At 43.4% G+C, this 15,356-nt stretch carries 17 protein-coding genes; 6 read left to right on the top strand and 11 right to left on the bottom strand.

Annotated elements, in window-relative coordinates:
* Positions 1-153: 153 nt before the first annotated feature.
* Positions 154-1,047 (top strand): tRNA 2-thiocytidine(32) synthetase TtcA, encoded by an 894-nt coding sequence (ttcA, locus tag FLM53_RS00210; RefSeq protein WP_017632476.1) that lies wholly within the window; start codon positions 154-156, stop codon positions 1,045-1,047.
* Between the two features lie 123 nt (positions 1,048-1,170).
* Here ttcA and uspE read toward each other — a convergent pair whose 3' ends face one another.
* The 10 genes from uspE to ccoN all read right to left on the bottom strand — a co-directional run bounded on the left by uspE (position 1,171) and on the right by ccoN (position 10,149).
* Positions 1,171-2,121, bottom strand: coding sequence for a universal stress protein UspE (gene uspE, locus FLM53_RS00215; RefSeq protein ID WP_176681181.1), 951 nt, complete (start codon positions 2,119-2,121; stop codon positions 1,171-1,173).
* Between the two features lie 132 nt (positions 2,122-2,253).
* A complete protein-coding gene (locus tag FLM53_RS00220) occupies positions 2,254-3,000 on the bottom strand; it encodes an FNR family transcription factor (protein ID WP_017632474.1) in 747 nt (248 codons plus the stop codon).
* A gap of 86 nt (positions 3,001-3,086) precedes the next feature.
* Positions 3,087-3,761: a sulfite exporter TauE/SafE family protein gene (locus FLM53_RS00225; RefSeq protein WP_176681953.1), complete on the bottom strand. Its 675-nt coding sequence runs from the start codon at positions 3,759-3,761 to the stop codon at positions 3,087-3,089.
* Positions 3,751-3,987: a cbb3-type cytochrome oxidase assembly protein CcoS gene (ccoS, locus tag FLM53_RS00230; protein WP_176681180.1), complete on the bottom strand. Its 237-nt coding sequence runs from the start codon at positions 3,985-3,987 to the stop codon at positions 3,751-3,753. Before ccoS ends, FLM53_RS00225 begins: the two co-directional genes overlap by 11 nt.
* Positions 3,987-6,359: a heavy metal translocating P-type ATPase metal-binding domain-containing protein gene (locus tag FLM53_RS00235; RefSeq protein WP_176681179.1), complete on the bottom strand. Its 2,373-nt coding sequence runs from the start codon at positions 6,357-6,359 to the stop codon at positions 3,987-3,989. The genes ccoS and FLM53_RS00235 overlap by 1 nt, the downstream gene beginning before the upstream one ends.
* Positions 6,360-6,364: 5 nt before the next feature.
* A complete protein-coding gene (locus FLM53_RS00240; RefSeq protein ID WP_123301700.1) occupies positions 6,365-6,844 on the bottom strand; it encodes a FixH family protein in 480 nt (159 codons plus the stop codon).
* A gap of 85 nt (positions 6,845-6,929) precedes the next feature.
* Positions 6,930-7,904, bottom strand: coding sequence for a cytochrome-c oxidase, cbb3-type subunit III (ccoP, locus tag FLM53_RS00245; RefSeq protein WP_086711456.1), 975 nt, complete (start codon positions 7,902-7,904; stop codon positions 6,930-6,932).
* Positions 7,904-8,080 (bottom strand): CcoQ/FixQ family Cbb3-type cytochrome c oxidase assembly chaperone, encoded by a 177-nt coding sequence (locus FLM53_RS00250; protein ID WP_004742291.1) that lies wholly within the window; start codon positions 8,078-8,080, stop codon positions 7,904-7,906. The genes ccoP and FLM53_RS00250 overlap by 1 nt, the downstream gene beginning before the upstream one ends.
* A gap of 9 nt (positions 8,081-8,089) precedes the next feature.
* A complete protein-coding gene (ccoO, locus tag FLM53_RS00255) occupies positions 8,090-8,710 on the bottom strand; it encodes a cytochrome-c oxidase, cbb3-type subunit II (protein ID WP_004742292.1) in 621 nt (206 codons plus the stop codon).
* Between the two features lie 11 nt (positions 8,711-8,721).
* On the bottom strand, positions 8,722-10,149 hold the full coding sequence (gene ccoN / locus FLM53_RS00260; RefSeq protein WP_050645360.1) for a cytochrome-c oxidase, cbb3-type subunit I: 1,428 nt from the start codon (positions 10,147-10,149) through the stop codon (positions 8,722-8,724).
* Between the two features lie 258 nt (positions 10,150-10,407).
* Here ccoN and FLM53_RS00265 point away from each other — a divergent pair, with 258 nt between their 5' ends.
* From FLM53_RS00265 to FLM53_RS00275, 3 genes are all read left to right on the top strand, one after another.
* Positions 10,408-10,773: a hypothetical protein gene (locus FLM53_RS00265; RefSeq protein WP_176681178.1), complete on the top strand. Its 366-nt coding sequence runs from the start codon at positions 10,408-10,410 to the stop codon at positions 10,771-10,773.
* Between the two features lie 115 nt (positions 10,774-10,888).
* Positions 10,889-12,073: an FIST signal transduction protein gene (locus tag FLM53_RS00270; protein ID WP_176681177.1), complete on the top strand. Its 1,185-nt coding sequence runs from the start codon at positions 10,889-10,891 to the stop codon at positions 12,071-12,073.
* Positions 12,073-13,797: an ATP-binding protein gene (locus tag FLM53_RS00275; RefSeq protein ID WP_176681176.1), complete on the top strand. Its 1,725-nt coding sequence runs from the start codon at positions 12,073-12,075 to the stop codon at positions 13,795-13,797. The genes FLM53_RS00270 and FLM53_RS00275 overlap by 1 nt, the downstream gene beginning before the upstream one ends.
* Before the next feature lie 247 nt (positions 13,798-14,044).
* On the opposite strand, the gene FLM53_RS00280 is transcribed toward FLM53_RS00275, so the two are convergent.
* The gene (locus FLM53_RS00280) at positions 14,045-14,317 is read right to left on the bottom strand and encodes a helix-turn-helix transcriptional regulator (RefSeq protein ID WP_176681175.1); all 273 of its coding nucleotides are present in this window, start codon (positions 14,315-14,317) and stop codon (positions 14,045-14,047) included.
* A gap of 225 nt (positions 14,318-14,542) precedes the next feature.
* On the opposite strand from FLM53_RS00280, the gene FLM53_RS00285 reads away from it, so the two are divergent.
* Together FLM53_RS00285 and FLM53_RS00290 are read left to right on the top strand one after the other, a co-directional pair.
* Entirely contained in the window at positions 14,543-14,728 is a 186-nt protein-coding gene (locus FLM53_RS00285; RefSeq protein WP_176681174.1) for a hypothetical protein, read from the top strand.
* Between the two features lie 6 nt (positions 14,729-14,734).
* Entirely contained in the window at positions 14,735-15,343 is a 609-nt protein-coding gene (locus FLM53_RS00290) for a hypothetical protein (RefSeq protein ID WP_176681173.1), read from the top strand.
* Positions 15,344-15,356 lie beyond the last annotated feature (13 nt).

Raw genomic sequence — 15,356 nt, forward strand, 5'->3', positions numbered from 1 at the left:
CTTTATCGCAAGATAAAACCGAATCTTTCTATTACTCGCCTTGTTTATCCTGCCGTTACTATTTCAACCTGAAATAAAAATCCGTATAATCCACGCCCTAAAACAGTCCCACTAGCAATCTACAGTCGGTAATACGACGGTGTGAGAGTCGCAATGAACCAAAACGATAATAGAAAAGAAACACTTGAATTCAACAAACTTCAGAAACGTCTGAGAAGAAATGTTGGAAATGCCATCATCGACTACAACATGATCGAAGAGAATGACGTAGTAATGGCATGTATTAGTGGCGGTAAAGATTCATTTGCGATGCTAGACATTTTGCTACGTTTACGTGAAGCAGCACCTATCAAGTTTGATGTTGTAGCGGTAAACCTAGATCAAAAACAACCTGGGTTCCCTGAGCACATTCTTCCTGAATACTTTGAAACGCTGAACATTCCTTACTACATCGTAGATAAGGACACATACTCAGTGGTTAAAGAGAAGGTGCCAGAAGGCAAAACAACATGTGGCCTATGTTCTCGTCTGCGTCGTGGTACTTTGTACTCGTTCGCTGAGAAGATTGGTGCAACTAAGATCGCACTTGGCCACCACCTTGATGACATCGTTGAAACTATGTTCCTGAACATGTTCCACGGTGCACGTCTAAAGGCAATGCCACCGAAGCTTCGTTCTGATGATGGTCGTAACGTTGTTATTCGTCCACTGACTTACTGTCGTGAAACGGACCTAATCAAATACGCTGAACACAAAGAGTTCCCAATCATTCCTTGTAACCTATGTGGCTCACAAGAGAACCTACAACGTCAGAACATCAAAGCGATGCTGATTGATTGGGACAAGAAAACACCGGGTCGTGTTGAGAAGATCTTCAAATCAATTCAAAACGTTAGCCCAAGCCAACTGGCTGACCGCGAACTGTTTGATTTCGTGAACCTTCCACTAGACCGTAGCGGCGAACGTGAAGAATACGAATTCCAAGAAGCTGAGATTTCATCTTCTAACATCGATGAGTCAATGTTCATCGACGTGACTAACGTATAACGAGATGAATCACGCTTGAGCTATTTTGTATAAGTAGCGATAGACAAACAAAAACGCCTCAAGCAGTACTTGAGGCGTTTTTTTATGAGTTGAACTTGTCGTGAAGTTCAATGCTTAAACGACTTAACCTTTCGAAAGGTTAGGGTCTAACGGGCTAACATAACCAGACGGCTTAAGAGCCAACACGTCACAGTTAATCTTATCGATCACATGTTCTGCGGTATTACCAATAAACACGGCAGACAAGCCAGTACGACCTGTTGTCCCTAGAATTACCATAGCGGCGTTATTTTCAGACGCGACGCGTGGAATCACATCTTCTGGTAAGCCTTGCTCAACAACAGTTTGCTCTTCACACATACCGTGTTTCTGGCGTAGTGCCTTCATTGCGGTTAAGTGATGACCGCGAACGGCGTCAGTGTAAGACGTTGGGTCAAACTCAGGCAGTTCGATAGTGATATTCGCCGGTGTCACAGGGTAAGCATTAACCAAGAGTGGTTCAGCATCCAAGCGACCAGTGATCTCAAGTAATCTATCAACCATCGTATCGTTAAGTTCTAGGTGAGCTTCTGTCTCTGAGCCTACGTGAACTGAAGCAAAGATCTTCGCGTTATCAGGCCAGAAATCATTTTTAACCAGTAGCACAGGGCTAGGGCACTTTCTCAATAGGTGCCAGTCGGTTGGTGTGAAGATAACTGATTCTAATGTGTCGTGCTTGCGCGTCCCTTTAATCAAGATGTCGTGTCCACCACTGTAGACCTCAGCAATGATCGCTTCATATGGGCGATTATGCCAAACCACTTGAACATTAAATTCGATGGAATCATCAAGGTAAGGTTCTGCGACTTTATTCATCCAGATTTCACGCTGGTGAATCACGCCTTTACGCATTGCGTCTCTCTCATCGACAGAGAGCATAGATGTCATTTCATACGAGAAGTCGTATATCGACAAAAAGAAAGTGATGTGGCTTGTTGAGGTGCTTTTCTTGGCAAGTTGGATAGCACGAACTAGAGCAGGTTGCTCATCGTGATTAATGTCTGCGACAACTAAAATTTTGTTATAGATACTCATAACTAAGCCTACTTTTCAGACCGAACATATAAATAATGTAGCGTAGTTATGGGGAGATTAAGAGAAATAAAAGAGGTTTTAAGAGAGAAACATGATGTAGCTCATTATTGAACTACATCATTGATATCTAGACTATTCTTTTGAAACGCCAGCAAGTTCCATCAACGCATCGTGATCTTCGATAGTGATATATTTGCCTTTAACGCTCAAGATGTCTGCTTTTTGGAAACGACCTAAAAGACGGCTGATTGTTTCAACAGTCAAACCAAGGTAGTTACCAATATCGCCACGAGTCATCGTTAGGCGGAACTCGCGTGGGCTGAAGCCACGTTGAGAGAAACGAGTAGAAAGGTTGTAAAGGAATGCAGCAAGACGCTCTTCCGCGTTCTTCTTAGAAAGAAGCAGAATCATTTCTTGGTCACCTTTAATCTCGTTACTCATCAGACGCATAATTTGCTGACGCAATTTAGGCATTTTTCCTGATAGGTCATCGAGAATCTCATATGGGATTTCACATACCATAGAAGTTTCTAGTGCTTGTGCGAAACTAGGGTGTAGGTCACCAGTAATCGCATCGAAGCCAACAAGATCGCCCGCTAGGTGGAATGCAGTAATCTGCTCATCACCTTGCTCGGTAATCGTGTAGCTCTTGATCGTTCCAGAGCGAATAGCATATAGAGATTTAAGCTCGTCACCGGCTTTAAATAACTCTTGGCCCTTTTGAATAGGCTTTTTTCTCTCAATGATCTGATCAAGTTGATCGAGTTCAGATTCATTCAAAGTAAACGGAATACAGAGCTGGCTAATACTACAATCCTGGCAATGGATTGCACAGCCGCCAGACTGAACACGTTTCGTCACAGGCTTTTCAGAAATCATAACAATCTTTCACTATTTGATATACGTCAATATTTTAGCATTCCTTTATCCAGTTGGGTAGTAAAAAAACCGGATTTAAAGAATGGCTATACGGTATAAATAATGAGCTGCAATGCCATATAACCGGTATAGAAACCGTAAATGAGGATTAAAATTGCGCCTAGTTGGCGAAATAAGTCAGCTTGTTGCAGTTTTTTGAGGAAATTAGCGCCCATACCAACCGTCAGCATCGCTGGAAGCGTCCCTAAACCGAAGGCAAGCATGATGCCCGCTCCGTTGTACCAACTTCCCGATACCGCAGCCCACGTTAGCATTGAGTAAACAAGGCCACATGGAAGCCAACCCCAGATAAAACCAAAAGGCAGGGCGTGGCTTGGGTGTTTGAGCGGAAGAAAAGACTTACCGATTGGAGAGATATAACGCCAAAGCTTCTGGCCGACTTTTTCAAAGAACAACAAGCCGAACCACCATTTGCCAATGTATAAGCCTAAGATGATCATAAAGACAGCAGCGAATAGACGTAGCCAGCCGAGCAAAGCATTAAAATCGCTGAGCTGGCCAATCGAAGAGATTGCTCCGCCTATCACGCCACCAATCACGGCATAGCTTAATAGACGTCCAAAGTTATATAGGAGAGGGATAACAGGGGAAGGTTTGGCATTACCGATCGAAAGAAGCGACGCGATACCACCACACATTCCCATGCAGTGTCCTGCGCCGATCAATCCAACAACAAACGCTCCGATCCAATCAGGCGTCATCATTCTTTTTATCTAAGTTAGGTTGGCTTTCTGTATTGGCTTTTTCATTCTTAGCAGGTTTGCTGTCAGAATGGTTGTGAGCCTTTTCGTCTTCATCAAACAGAATGTTGTGGCCTTGGCGCTCAAGGTCTTCAAACTGTTCACTCTTAACAGCCCATAGAAAGATGCCGACAGCGATACATACAAGTACGATCGCGATTGGAATGAGTATGTATAAACTTTCCATTATTTACCTTGCTCTTTTAAAAGCCTTAACGAGTTAGACACAACAATAATAGAGCTAGCAGACATGCCAACAACGGCAATGTAAGGAGCAACCAAACCAGCGACAGCCAATGGAAGAATAAGCAGGTTATATCCCAACGACCATGCAAGGTTCTCACGGATTATCTTACGCGTTTTTAGCGCCAAAGTACGCGACTTCAGTAATCTATCGAGTTTGTCGCCCAATAAAACCATGTCTGCAGAAGCTTTAGCCACGTCTGTACCACCGCCCATTGCGACAGAAAGGTGAGCACCCGCAAGAATAGGGGCATCGTTAATTCCATCGCCAACCATCATTGTGATGTCACTTGCGTCTCTAGAGTTAAGGTAAGCCAGCTTATCTTCAGGTTTCGCGTTCGCAACGATATCGGTAATGCCAATCTCTTCAGCAACAGGTTTTGCGTTAATCAACGAGTCACCAGTCAGCAAGGTGGTTTTGATACCCGCTTCTTTGAATTGCTTAATGAACTCGATACTTTCTTTACGAATCGGGTCTTCATAAGTAAATGTAGCGATATGACGGCCAGCTAAAGACAGGTAGATACCATTACTTTCGGAAGGTTGAGATTCACCAAGAATAAACTCACTACTACCGATTGCTACTTCTTGACCATTCCACTCACCAGTAATACCCGAGCCAATCACATTGTTAACAGATTCTACTTCGAGAGCATCAGAAACATAGCTCTTGAATGCTTTAGCAATAGGGTGGTTCGCGTGTTGTTCCAGGCTAGCTGCAACTTGTAAACATGTCTCTTTATCAAGATCTGAGTAGGTGTCTACTTGGCTGATACGAATATCACCCTCAGTCAACGTACCCGTCTTATCGATGATCAAGTGGTTCACTTTACACAAGGTTTCAAACACATGGCCTTTACGTAGCAAAATACCGAAGTTACCCATACGAGAGGTTGAACAAGTAATCGCAGTGGGTGTAGCCAGTGAAAGAGCACATGGACAAGTCGCAACAAGTACCGAAAGCATGATCCAGAATGCGTCTTCAGGGCGTGTTTGGTGCCAGTAAAACCAAGTACCGAACGAAATAATCAGAATCACAGCGACAAAGTATCGAGCAACCACATCCGCAATCTCTGCGATGCGAGGCTTAGACAGTTGCGCTTCGTCTTGTAGGCGAACAATATTGGAAATCACTGAATCTGCTTTAGACGTCATCACTTCCAATTCAAACGATTCATCACCATTCAATGTGCCTGCAAAGACGGTATCGCCTTCGTTTTTCACCACATGGATAGATTCGCCAGTCAGCATGGATTCATCGATGTGGACTCGGCCAGACAGCACTTTGCCATCAGCAGGAATGTGTTCACCCGGAAGTACGCGGATCTGATCGCCTACTTTTAAGGTTTTAACTGGAACTTGTTCGCCATCGAGCGTTGTTGCCATTGCAGGCACCAACTTAAGCAGGTTACCACTTGCTGCAGCCGCTTTACGACGAGCGCGCATTTCAAGGAAGCGACCAAGCAACAGGAAGAAGGTGAACATCGAAATCGATTCGAAGAAGACTTCTCCTTGTTCTGTCACGGTTGCAACCAAGCTCGCCACGTAGGCAAACAAAAGAGCAATCGACACAGGCACATCCATACCTAACGTTCTGCCTTTGACGCTTCGCCATGCATTGATATAGAAAGGCAACGCAGAATAGAGCAGAACCGGTGTCGCGAAGATCAAGCTGACCCAGCGGAAGTAGTTTTTAAACTCAGGTTCAAGATTTCCAAACACTTCAAGGTATAGCGCTACCGCCAGCATCATCACCTGCATGGTTGCTAGACCAGCGACACCAAGGCGATACAAGTAGTTCTTCATTGAGCGGTGGTAGGCCGCTTCTTGTTGGTCTGCCTCGAAAGGCGCAGCTTTGTAGCCTAGGGTATGGATTGCCGATAACAACTCACTCAGTTTAACTTGCGTGTTGTCCCAGCTAAGTAGCGCACGGTTAGTGGTGGTATTCACACGGATGCTACCAACACCTTGTTTTGAAGAGACTTGCTTCTCGATAAGCCATGCACAGGCGGCACAAGAGACACCTTCTAGTGACAATGTCACTTCAGAGGTATTTTCGGAGTTACGAACAAACTCTAATTGAACATCTTCGTTGTCGTAATGACTGAGTGCCAGCAGTTGCTCTGGCACTAGATCAGCTTTTTCAGCAGGAGCGGTGCGATATTGGTAGTAAGAAACCAAACCGCTATCAACGATTGTCTGGGCTACGGTTTCGCAACCCGGACAACACATCTTACGAGTCGATCCTAAGATCTCTACTTTAAAATCCGTTTCCGCTGGTACATCTTCACCGCAGTGATAACAGGATTCACACATAAGCTTTAGTTCGTTAGTTGAGTAGGAGTTTCAATAGGGAAGTTCATACGACCTTGCACTAACCATTCAGAATCGTGCGGAGAAAGCTCGATAAACCATGGACCTTGCATTTCGTGGTCTAGAGTCAAGGTGTAGTTGCCTCTCGCGTCTGCAGTCAGCAGTTGAGTGAAATCGCGGTCAGGCAACGTTCTGTGAACGAACATCGCGCTAATAGCAGGGAAGTGTTCAAGCTTGCCTTTGTCTAGAGTAATGATAACCGAGTTACCTTTCTCGTTAACTAAAGCTGACAGGCCTAATTCTTTAGCGATGTTTACTTTCGAAATATCGACATTAATGCCTTTTCCTTTTTTATAGTAATCCTCAGTCACTAGGTCTACAGAGTTCTGTGTAAACACAATAACCGTCATGATGGTCCAAATAACTACTGTTGCTGGCAACGCGATTAAGAACCACGGCCAAAACTGTTTATACCAAGGCTTTACCATAAAAAATATCTCAAAAAAGAATAAAAAGAAGGGGTTATAAAATAAAGGAAAGACAGCCTCTTAGAAAGAGGCTGTTATTGAAATGTTACTTATTATCCGAGTTGCTTAAGCTCCACACGTAAGATGAAACCAGTTGTACTTTGTCTTCGCCTAGAATGTCTTTCCAAGCAGGCATTACGCCAGAACGTCCGTACATAACTGTTTCAGTTACATCTGCGCGTGAATCGCCAAACAACCAATCGCGGTCAGTCAGGTCAGGAGCGCCAACAGCAGGGTTACCCTTACCATCAGTACCGTGACACGCAGCACACACTACAAAGCGAGCTTTACCAGCTTCTGCTTCACGTGCGTTTACGCTACGACCAGAAAGGCTAAGAGTGTAGCTAACTACTTCTTTTACGCCTTCTTCGCCAAGCGCGTCTTTCCAACCTGGCATTTGACCAACACGACCGTGCATAACTGTTGTTACGATAGCCTCAGGTTCGCCGCCATATAGCCATGCGTCGTCAGTTAGGTTAGGGAAACCTTTCTGACCACGTGCATCAGAGCCGTGACACTGAGAACAGTTTTGCAAGAATAAACGTTGACCCACTTTGATTGCGTCAGCATCTGATGCAATGTCAGGGATTGAACGTAAACCATTTTCGTCGTGAGCAAGCTTTCTGAATGCTTCACCGAAGTAGGTGTCTGCATCATCAAGCTCTTTCGCGTACGCATCTAACTGTTTGTTTGCTTGCGCAGCAGCAATTGCAGAGCGAGACTCTTCAATGCTACGAACTTCTTGGTTTGAACTTGTCCAACCTAGTAGACCTTTAAAGTTGCCAAGGCCTGGGTATAGAGCAAGGTAAACCGCAGCAAAAACAATCGTACTGATGAAAAGGTATGTCCACCATTTTGGTAGTGGGTTGTTAAGCTCACGAATACCATCGTATTCATGGCCCATATCATGACCTTCTTCAACGCCTGTTTTATCTTTAAAACACCAACGAAGTAAGACAGCACAACCAATTAGGGTACCAATCGTAATCGCACTAACCCAGATACTCCAGAATGTACTCATTACTTTGTCACTCCTTCATTTTTAGAACTTGTTGCTGGCTCGTCGTCAGCAAACACTAGGTTCGCGTCTTCGTCGAAACGTGATTTACGGTTTTTGCCGTATGCCCACCAAACGATGCCGATGAAGCAAGCAAAAACAGTCACGGTCCAAACACTTTGAAATGTAATAATGTCCATAATTATTCCTTATTTCATTGCGTGGCCAAGCGATTGAAGGTAAGCGATGATTGCATCCATCTCTGTTTTTCCTTCAACATCTTGTTTAGCGTTAGCAATTTGTTCGTCTGTGTAAGGAACACCAAATTGATTACGGAAGAGTTCAAGCTTCTGTTGAGTCAATTTGCCATCAAGTACATTCTCAGCAAGCCATGGGAAACCAGGCATGTTTGATTCAGGAACAAGTTCACGAGGGTCGATAAGGTGAACACGGTGCCACTCATCAGAGTAACGGTCACCAACACGTGCTAGATCAGGACCAGTACGCTTAGAGCCCCATAGGAATGGGTGTTCCCAAACGCTTTCGCCAGCTACAGAGTAGTGGCCGTAACGTTCAGTCTCAGAGCGGAAAGGACGAATCATTTGGCTGTGACATACGTTACAACCTTCACGAATGTAGATATCACGACCTTCCATTTCCAGAGCAGAGTAAACGCGTAGGTTTTCTACAGGTTCAGTTGTCTGCTTTTGGAAGATAAGAGGGGTAATTTCTACTAAAGCACCAAAACTGATAGCAATAACGATCAAGATCGCTAGTAGGCCAACGTTCTTCTCTACCAACTCATGGCGATTATTTGAATTTGAGCTCATTCTAAATCTCCTTAAGCCGGTTGAGCGATAGCTTTAAGGCTATCTTTAGGTGCAGAAACAGTTTTGTACGTGTTGTATGCCATTAAGAACATACCAGATAGGAAGATGAAACCACCTAGGAAACGTACAAAGTAGAACGGGTAAGACGCTTCTACAGATTCAACGAAGCTGTAAGTTAATGTACCGTCAGAGTTAACTGCACGCCACATCAGACCTTGCATCACACCAGAGATCCACATTGCAACAATGTAGAAAACCGTACCAATCGTTGCTAACCAGAAGTGAACATTGATTAGAGATACAGAGTACATACGCTCTTGACCAAATAGTTTAGGAACTAAGTGGTAAACCGAACCGATAGAAACCATTGCAACCCAACCTAACGCACCAGAGTGAACGTGACCGATAGTCCAGTCCGTGTAGTGAGATAGTGCGTTAACCGTTTTGATTGCCATCATTGGGCCTTCGAAAGTCGACATGCCGTAGAATGATAGAGAAACGATTAGGAAACGTAGGATTGGGTCATAGCGAAGCTTATGCCACGCACCAGATAGAGTCATAATACCGTTGATCATGCCACCCCAAGAAGGAGCAAACAGAACCAAAGACATAACCATACCTAGAGACTGAGTCCAGTCAGGAAGTGCAGTGTAGTGTAGGTGGTGAGGACCAGCCCAAATATACAGAGACACAAGAGCCCAGAAGTGAACGATCGACAAACGGTAAGAATAAACAGGGCGACCAGCTTGTTTAGGAACGAAGTAGTACATCATACCTAGGAAACCAGCTGTCAATAGGAAGCCTACCGCATTGTGTCCGTACCACCATTGCACCATTGCATCAATTGCACCTGAGTAAATCGAGTACGATTTAAACGCAGATACAGGAACAGCTAAGCTGTTAACGATGTGCAACACGGCAACCGTGATGATGAAGGCTCCGAAGAACCAGTTTGCTACGTAAATGTGCGATGTTTTACGCTTAATCATAGTTCCGAAGAACACGACCGCATAAGCTACCCACACAAGAGTAATAGCAATATCGATTGGCCATTCTAGTTCTGCGTATTCTTTACCAGAGGTCAAACCTAACGGTAAAGTAATTGCAGCGGACAGGATAATCGCTTGCCAACCCCAAAAGGTAAAGGCTACGAGAGGGCCACCAAAGAGACGCGTTTGACAGGTACGTTGCACAACATAATATGATGTTGCAAACAGCGCACTTGTACCGAACGCAAAAATAACCGCATTAGTATGCAGGGGACGTAAACGACTGTACGTCAACCACGGCGTATCAAAGTTTAGCTGTGGCCAAACTAATTGAGCGGCAATCAAAACACCAACGCCCATACCGACAATACCCCACAAAATTGTAACGAGGGTAAATTGACGGACGACCGTATAGTTGTAGTTTTGTTCAAGCTGCTTTTCTTGGCTCATTTGCATGCTTCCAATTTCTTATTTACTACACTTTACTTCCAACACGACTCACGTCGTAATGCCACCCAAATTAGAAAAGGAAATGCAGCCTATTCAGGGCTTTATTTCCACTTGCTGATTTTAAAAAAAAGTGGCATTTTCAACGCGACACTATACTTGAATTAACAAATCAATGACAGAGTAGTAACCTTACGCTTGGTCTGGAATTGGATTTTTATTTAAAAACTTTGAACTTTGTAACAAGGAGTAAAGATTATAATGGCGGCACAAAAGCTAACAAAAGGCAGGCTTGTTCAAATTATCGTCATGTTGGTTATTTTAATAGCTGCATTTACTTGGAGAACAGTAACATACGATAATAACGAAACAGTAAACTGTATAGTTTCAAAACCTTGTGAATTTAGTATTGATAATCATAATGTTTTAATTTCAGACGATAACCTAGGCTATTCGATCGAAACATCTAAAACTGGCAAGTTTATCATTAGCTACAATGAAAGCGGAATTTTGGAAGAGAAAGGGCCTTCAAATTGGCTGTTACAAACCGATGATAATAGCTCCTCAATAACAGTTACATTTCCACAACAGATAAGCACGTTTTCTGTAAACCTCTCTAAAGAGTAAGAGAGCGAAAACTTGGACACACCTCGGCGCTTTTGATAGAAATATGTACCAAATCAGTGAAACACAATGCATTAAAGTGTTATAAAGACAACATTAATAAAGTTTCCAGAAATCTATGAAATTTCTATCAAAAGTCTCTTATTCGCTAGACGATAAAATCGCGGTAGATGAGTTGCTCAATGGGGTCGAAAACCCTGACAATATTGCCTGTCTTATTTGTTACTGCACAGAAGAGTACTCCACGCTCGCAGTGCAGAGATATTTCGTAGATGCTCTCCCAAACACTCCTATTCATGGCTGTACCACTTGTCACGGTATCATGACCGAAACTGGGTTCCATTCAGGCCCAGTAATTGGCGTCCTTATCATTTACGATTCAGGCATCAACGCCTATGGTACGGGTATAGAACACTTTGGCGACTCTATAGAACAAAGCACCTTTAGCGCGATAGATAGAGCACTTAAAAACGCCAATCGTGAAGGTGAAATCCCCGATCTTATCTTGTTGCATTCCACACCAGGGAACGAAGAGAAGGTGATGGCAGCCATCGATAACAAGTTCGGTACCGAGGTACCCATTATCGGAGGCAGCGCGGCGGACAATCAGGTTTCTGGAAATTGGAGCATCTTTACCGAAGAATCACTCTCTATCAATGGTGTGTCTTTAACCGTCGTATTTGCATCCCAGTCTATCTATTCCTCATTCAGTGCTGGTCACACACCAACGCGTTATTCAGGTACCGTGACCAAAGTACGAAACAGAATATTATTAGAGATAGACCATAGGCCCGCAGTCACCGTTTATAACGAATGGACAAACTTCCATATAGGTGGCAGCGATGATGGCTATATCTTTGAAAAGTCGTCTGTTTATCCATTGGGCAGAAAGGTCGGTTCGTCTTATGACTACCCATATTTCAAACTATCTCACTCGATTAGAGAAACAGAGTGCAATGGGATCGAGCTCTTCACCGACATCAGTGAAGGCGACACCATCTACTTAATGCAGGGCTCCAAGCAACAGTTAATAAGCCGTGCCGCTAATATCATTCATTCTTCTTACTACAACGACATGGATCTTGAAGAGAAGCTCGGAGCAATCAACATATTTTGCGCAGGCCCAATGCTCAACCTAAAGCAAGACATGGACGAGGTTTGTGACCAAATAAATCAAGCACTTAATGGGCTTCCATACATATGCCCATTCACTTTTGGTGAACAAGGCAGACTCTCTGGTGGTGAGAACGCACACGGAAACTTAATGGTGTCGTCAGCAACGTTTTATAGGTTAAAGAAGTAATGGGATCGGAAGGTCAAGAAGCGCTGCAAGAAGCACGTATTGAACTGCAAAAACTGAAAGCCCGCGAGCGAAAGCTGGCTGAAGAGAATAGGGTAATCCTATCAACCATCTCTGCAATCAGTAAGGCGAGTAACATCTCCGAGATCTTCTCTAGTCTTGAGTTCGTGCTCAAAAAATACATTAAGTTTGATGACTTTATCGTGGTATCAAGGGTAGGGAACGAAGGTAGTTTCAAGACCCTGTTAACCAATAACAAAGTCTTCGAACAGATGAACTGGACAGATTGCGGTAAGCTATCTCGAGTCATCAATGGAGAATGCGCCATCCTTTTTGAACCCAAATCATTGGGTGAATTCAACTCTTTGCATCCCATTGTTCTCGACCAGATTAACTCCGTTCTGATTACCGGCATTGATAGCGGGCTCACACAGTCCGTGATCATCTTTATCCACTCCAATACCAAACATTTCAGCATTGAAACCAAAGCGACGCTTAACCGTTTTAGACCTCTGATTGAGCGTGCAGTTTTTGATATTGAAAACAAAGAAAAGCTTGAAGCCACAGTTCGAGAACGTACCGCCGAGTTAGTCACAGCAAGGAAAGATGCAGAAAGAGCCAACAAGGCTAAGTCTGAATTCCTAGCCATGATGAGCCATGAATTAAGAACTCCGTTGAACGCGATTATCGGCCTAATCGATACGTTGAAATCGACATCACTCAACGAAGAACAACAGTCTATACTGCTTAATATGAGTACATCGTCTGAGTTGCTGTTAGCGATCATCAGTGACGTATTGGACTTTTCAAAAATCGAGTCTGGATGTTTCTCGTTGTCACCTCAATGGAGTAACGTAAGAGACACTGTAACGTTTGTTTTATCTGAACAAAAGAAGATGGCAGACGATAAAGGACTAGCGCTAACCGTAACCAGCGACATCCCTGAAGGTGAACTTCATTATCTTGACCCAAGTCGTTTGGCGCAGATCTTATTTAATCTGATTGGCAACGCGATTAAGTTCACTGAGCAAGGACACGTTCATGTGTCTATCAAATACCAGCAAAGCTCATTCTATATAACGGTAGAAGACACCGGGATTGGCATTAGCTCACAGCAACTTGCTTCATTGTTCAGTCCATTTGTTCAAGCCGACAGCACAATCACACGACGATTTGGTGGCACTGGCTTAGGCTTGGCTATCACCAAACGACTTGTTGAACTGATGCGCGGACGTATATCTGTAGAGAGTGAGCCAGGAAAAGGCTCTAAGTTCGAAGTACAGTTACCAGTGCTCACCAGAGTAACGAACAATCTCACTGAAGGTGTACAAGATGACTGTACGCGAGATCTAAGAAGCAGATACTCAGTTTTAGTTGTGGAAGACAACCCGACGAACCAAATGGTGATTAAGTTAATCCTAACAAGACAAGGCCATGAAGTTTTCATCGCAAGTAATGGTGAAGAAGCGATTGGCTTTATTGAAAAAGGCAACGATTCAATAGACATTATCCTAATGGACGTGTCGATGCCTGTCATGGATGGATTAACCACAACCAAATACATGAGAGAAGCAAACATCCAAACACCAATCGTTGCGCTAACAGCACACACATCAGTAGAAGACAGGTTTTCATGTTTGGATGTTGGTATGAATGATTTCGTTACCAAGCCAGTTAGAACCAAAGAGATCACAGAAGCTATTGATCGATTAATGCTTGAGATCTAATAAACGTATTCTTAATCGAAGATTAGGAAATATGTTTATTAGGTATTTTATGGTAAATAGCTTTACTGTTAAATAGAACGCTAAATCAGACCAGAAATAAGAGGCAGGGCATCACATAAAGATACCTGCCTTATAAACACCAAAGTCAATTTAACATAATATACATAATACGCAGTGGGATAGGCAAAAAATAAAGGCATCTTTCTCAATTAAATCAATTAGATACCCTTACTTTTTGCCTATAAAATCACGCTCTTTTTTTATCTTCAATCACACGCTCAATAACTTCGATTGTACGTTGATTTTTAGACCTTTCGGCTAATATGGCTAACAAAGTAAGGTCTACGTCTAATCCTAAGATTTCAGCTACTTCACAAGCAAGATCATCACTCATTGTCTTACCATTTCGCCAGTTTTGAACAGTCGCGTGTCCTATACCAAGTAATTTAGCGACTTCTCTAGTGCTATGTACTTGTTTTAATTCACATAAACGATTCAATAATTCTAAGGTTGTTATCATTTATTCACCTCCTAAACGCAGTATATGACAAAACCAACGTGTATAAGCCCTCTATACACCAACGTTAGATTGTTCTTTAATACTCTTCGTCAAGTCGGGAGACTTTGCGAACATCCTTTAAAGCCCCCTTAATTGATTCGAAGCTTTTACGGGGGCTGTCTGTAAACAAGTGATGTTCCAAGGCTTTTAAGTATTGACCAGACTTATTAAAGAAGGATCAACACCATGTCAAATCAACGTAAAACCCCTGCTGAAATCATCCAAGATCGTATGGATGTATTACAAAAACACAGTGACGAATACCAAGCTAATCCATCACTCACGGACCAAGGTAAAGAAGCTGCTGCTCATTACTACCGTGGAGCGTTGATTGAGCTTTACCGCCTTAAAGAAACGCTAAAGGCGAGATAATCCCACATGAGCATGTACGACTTAACCAATAAACAGCGCAAAGACCGCCCCTTGGCGTGTCTGAATCGTGCTGTGTTGGATAAAATCGTACAGTGTCCATCAAGTTCAACTGCGTTTCTCACATCTAATGGCCGTGGCGTTCGTAAGAGCTTTGCTCGTGATATTGCGATAGTAATGAAAGCCCTAGTAAACGAAATGTGTCTAAGCTCGAATAAGATTGGTGTAGCTACAAAGGACGGCTTTGCTCTACGGTCTTGGGGCTACATTGCTGATATCTGCGATTTCCCTATCTGGCGTGTTAAACAGTGCGTTAAGTTCGCATTTAACAAAGGTTGGATCACATCCAAACAGCCTAGAGAAACCTACACAGGGAAAGACAACCTGCAAAAATGGCGCGGCCTAGCGTCTATCAAAAGAGTAACAGACGCATATTTTCACGATATCGGTATCTTTGAACAGTACAAAGAAGCTAAGACCGCGTCTAAACGTTGGCTTAAAACCTTTGCTAACCGCATTGGCCGTCCAGTGAAATACATTCAAACCCCAATTACACTGCTATGCAGACGCCGCAAAGAAGCGGCAGAAGCTAAGAACCTAGTCCCAATACCACAATAGCCTAAACTCTTTT

The sequence above is a fragment of the Vibrio sp. Scap24 genome (genome assembly GCF_013394185.1).
In the GTDB taxonomy this organism is placed as follows: Bacteria; Pseudomonadota; Gammaproteobacteria; order Enterobacterales; family Vibrionaceae; genus Vibrio; species Vibrio pomeroyi.

Bases quoted from the DNA above. Each gene is read 5' to 3' on its own strand.
- FLM53_RS00285 (WP_176681174.1), top strand. From the start codon at position 14,543: ATGTCAAATCAACGTAAAACCCCTGCTGAAATCATCCAAGATCGTATG.
- FLM53_RS00225 (WP_176681953.1), bottom strand. From the start codon at position 3,761: ATGACGCCTGATTGGATCGGAGCGTTTGTTGTTGGATTGATCGGCGCA.
- ccoS (WP_176681180.1), bottom strand. From the start codon at position 3,987: ATGGAAAGTTTATACATACTCATTCCAATCGCGATCGTACTTGTATGT.
- FLM53_RS00250 (WP_004742291.1), bottom strand. From the start codon at position 8,080: ATGGACATTATTACATTTCAAAGTGTTTGGACCGTGACTGTTTTTGCT.
- FLM53_RS00240 (WP_123301700.1), bottom strand. From the start codon at position 6,844: ATGGTAAAGCCTTGGTATAAACAGTTTTGGCCGTGGTTCTTAATCGCG.
- ccoN (WP_050645360.1), bottom strand. From the start codon at position 10,149: ATGAGCCAAGAAAAGCAGCTTGAACAAAACTACAACTATACGGTCGTC.
- ccoO (WP_004742292.1), bottom strand. From the start codon at position 8,710: ATGAGCTCAAATTCAAATAATCGCCATGAGTTGGTAGAGAAGAACGTT.
- FLM53_RS00280 (WP_176681175.1), bottom strand. From the start codon at position 14,317: ATGATAACAACCTTAGAATTATTGAATCGTTTATGTGAATTAAAACAA.
- FLM53_RS00270 (WP_176681177.1), top strand. From the start codon at position 10,889: ATGAAATTTCTATCAAAAGTCTCTTATTCGCTAGACGATAAAATCGCG.
- FLM53_RS00290 (WP_176681173.1), top strand. From the start codon at position 14,735: ATGAGCATGTACGACTTAACCAATAAACAGCGCAAAGACCGCCCCTTG.
- uspE (WP_176681181.1), bottom strand. From the start codon at position 2,121: ATGAGTATCTATAACAAAATTTTAGTTGTCGCAGACATTAATCACGAT.
- ccoP (WP_086711456.1), bottom strand. From the start codon at position 7,904: ATGAGTACATTCTGGAGTATCTGGGTTAGTGCGATTACGATTGGTACC.
- FLM53_RS00220 (WP_017632474.1), bottom strand. From the start codon at position 3,000: ATGATTTCTGAAAAGCCTGTGACGAAACGTGTTCAGTCTGGCGGCTGT.
- FLM53_RS00275 (WP_176681176.1), top strand. From the start codon at position 12,073: ATGGGATCGGAAGGTCAAGAAGCGCTGCAAGAAGCACGTATTGAACTG.
- FLM53_RS00265 (WP_176681178.1), top strand. From the start codon at position 10,408: ATGGCGGCACAAAAGCTAACAAAAGGCAGGCTTGTTCAAATTATCGTC.
- FLM53_RS00235 (WP_176681179.1), bottom strand. From the start codon at position 6,359: ATGTGTGAATCCTGTTATCACTGCGGTGAAGATGTACCAGCGGAAACG.
- ttcA (WP_017632476.1), top strand. From the start codon at position 154: ATGAACCAAAACGATAATAGAAAAGAAACACTTGAATTCAACAAACTT.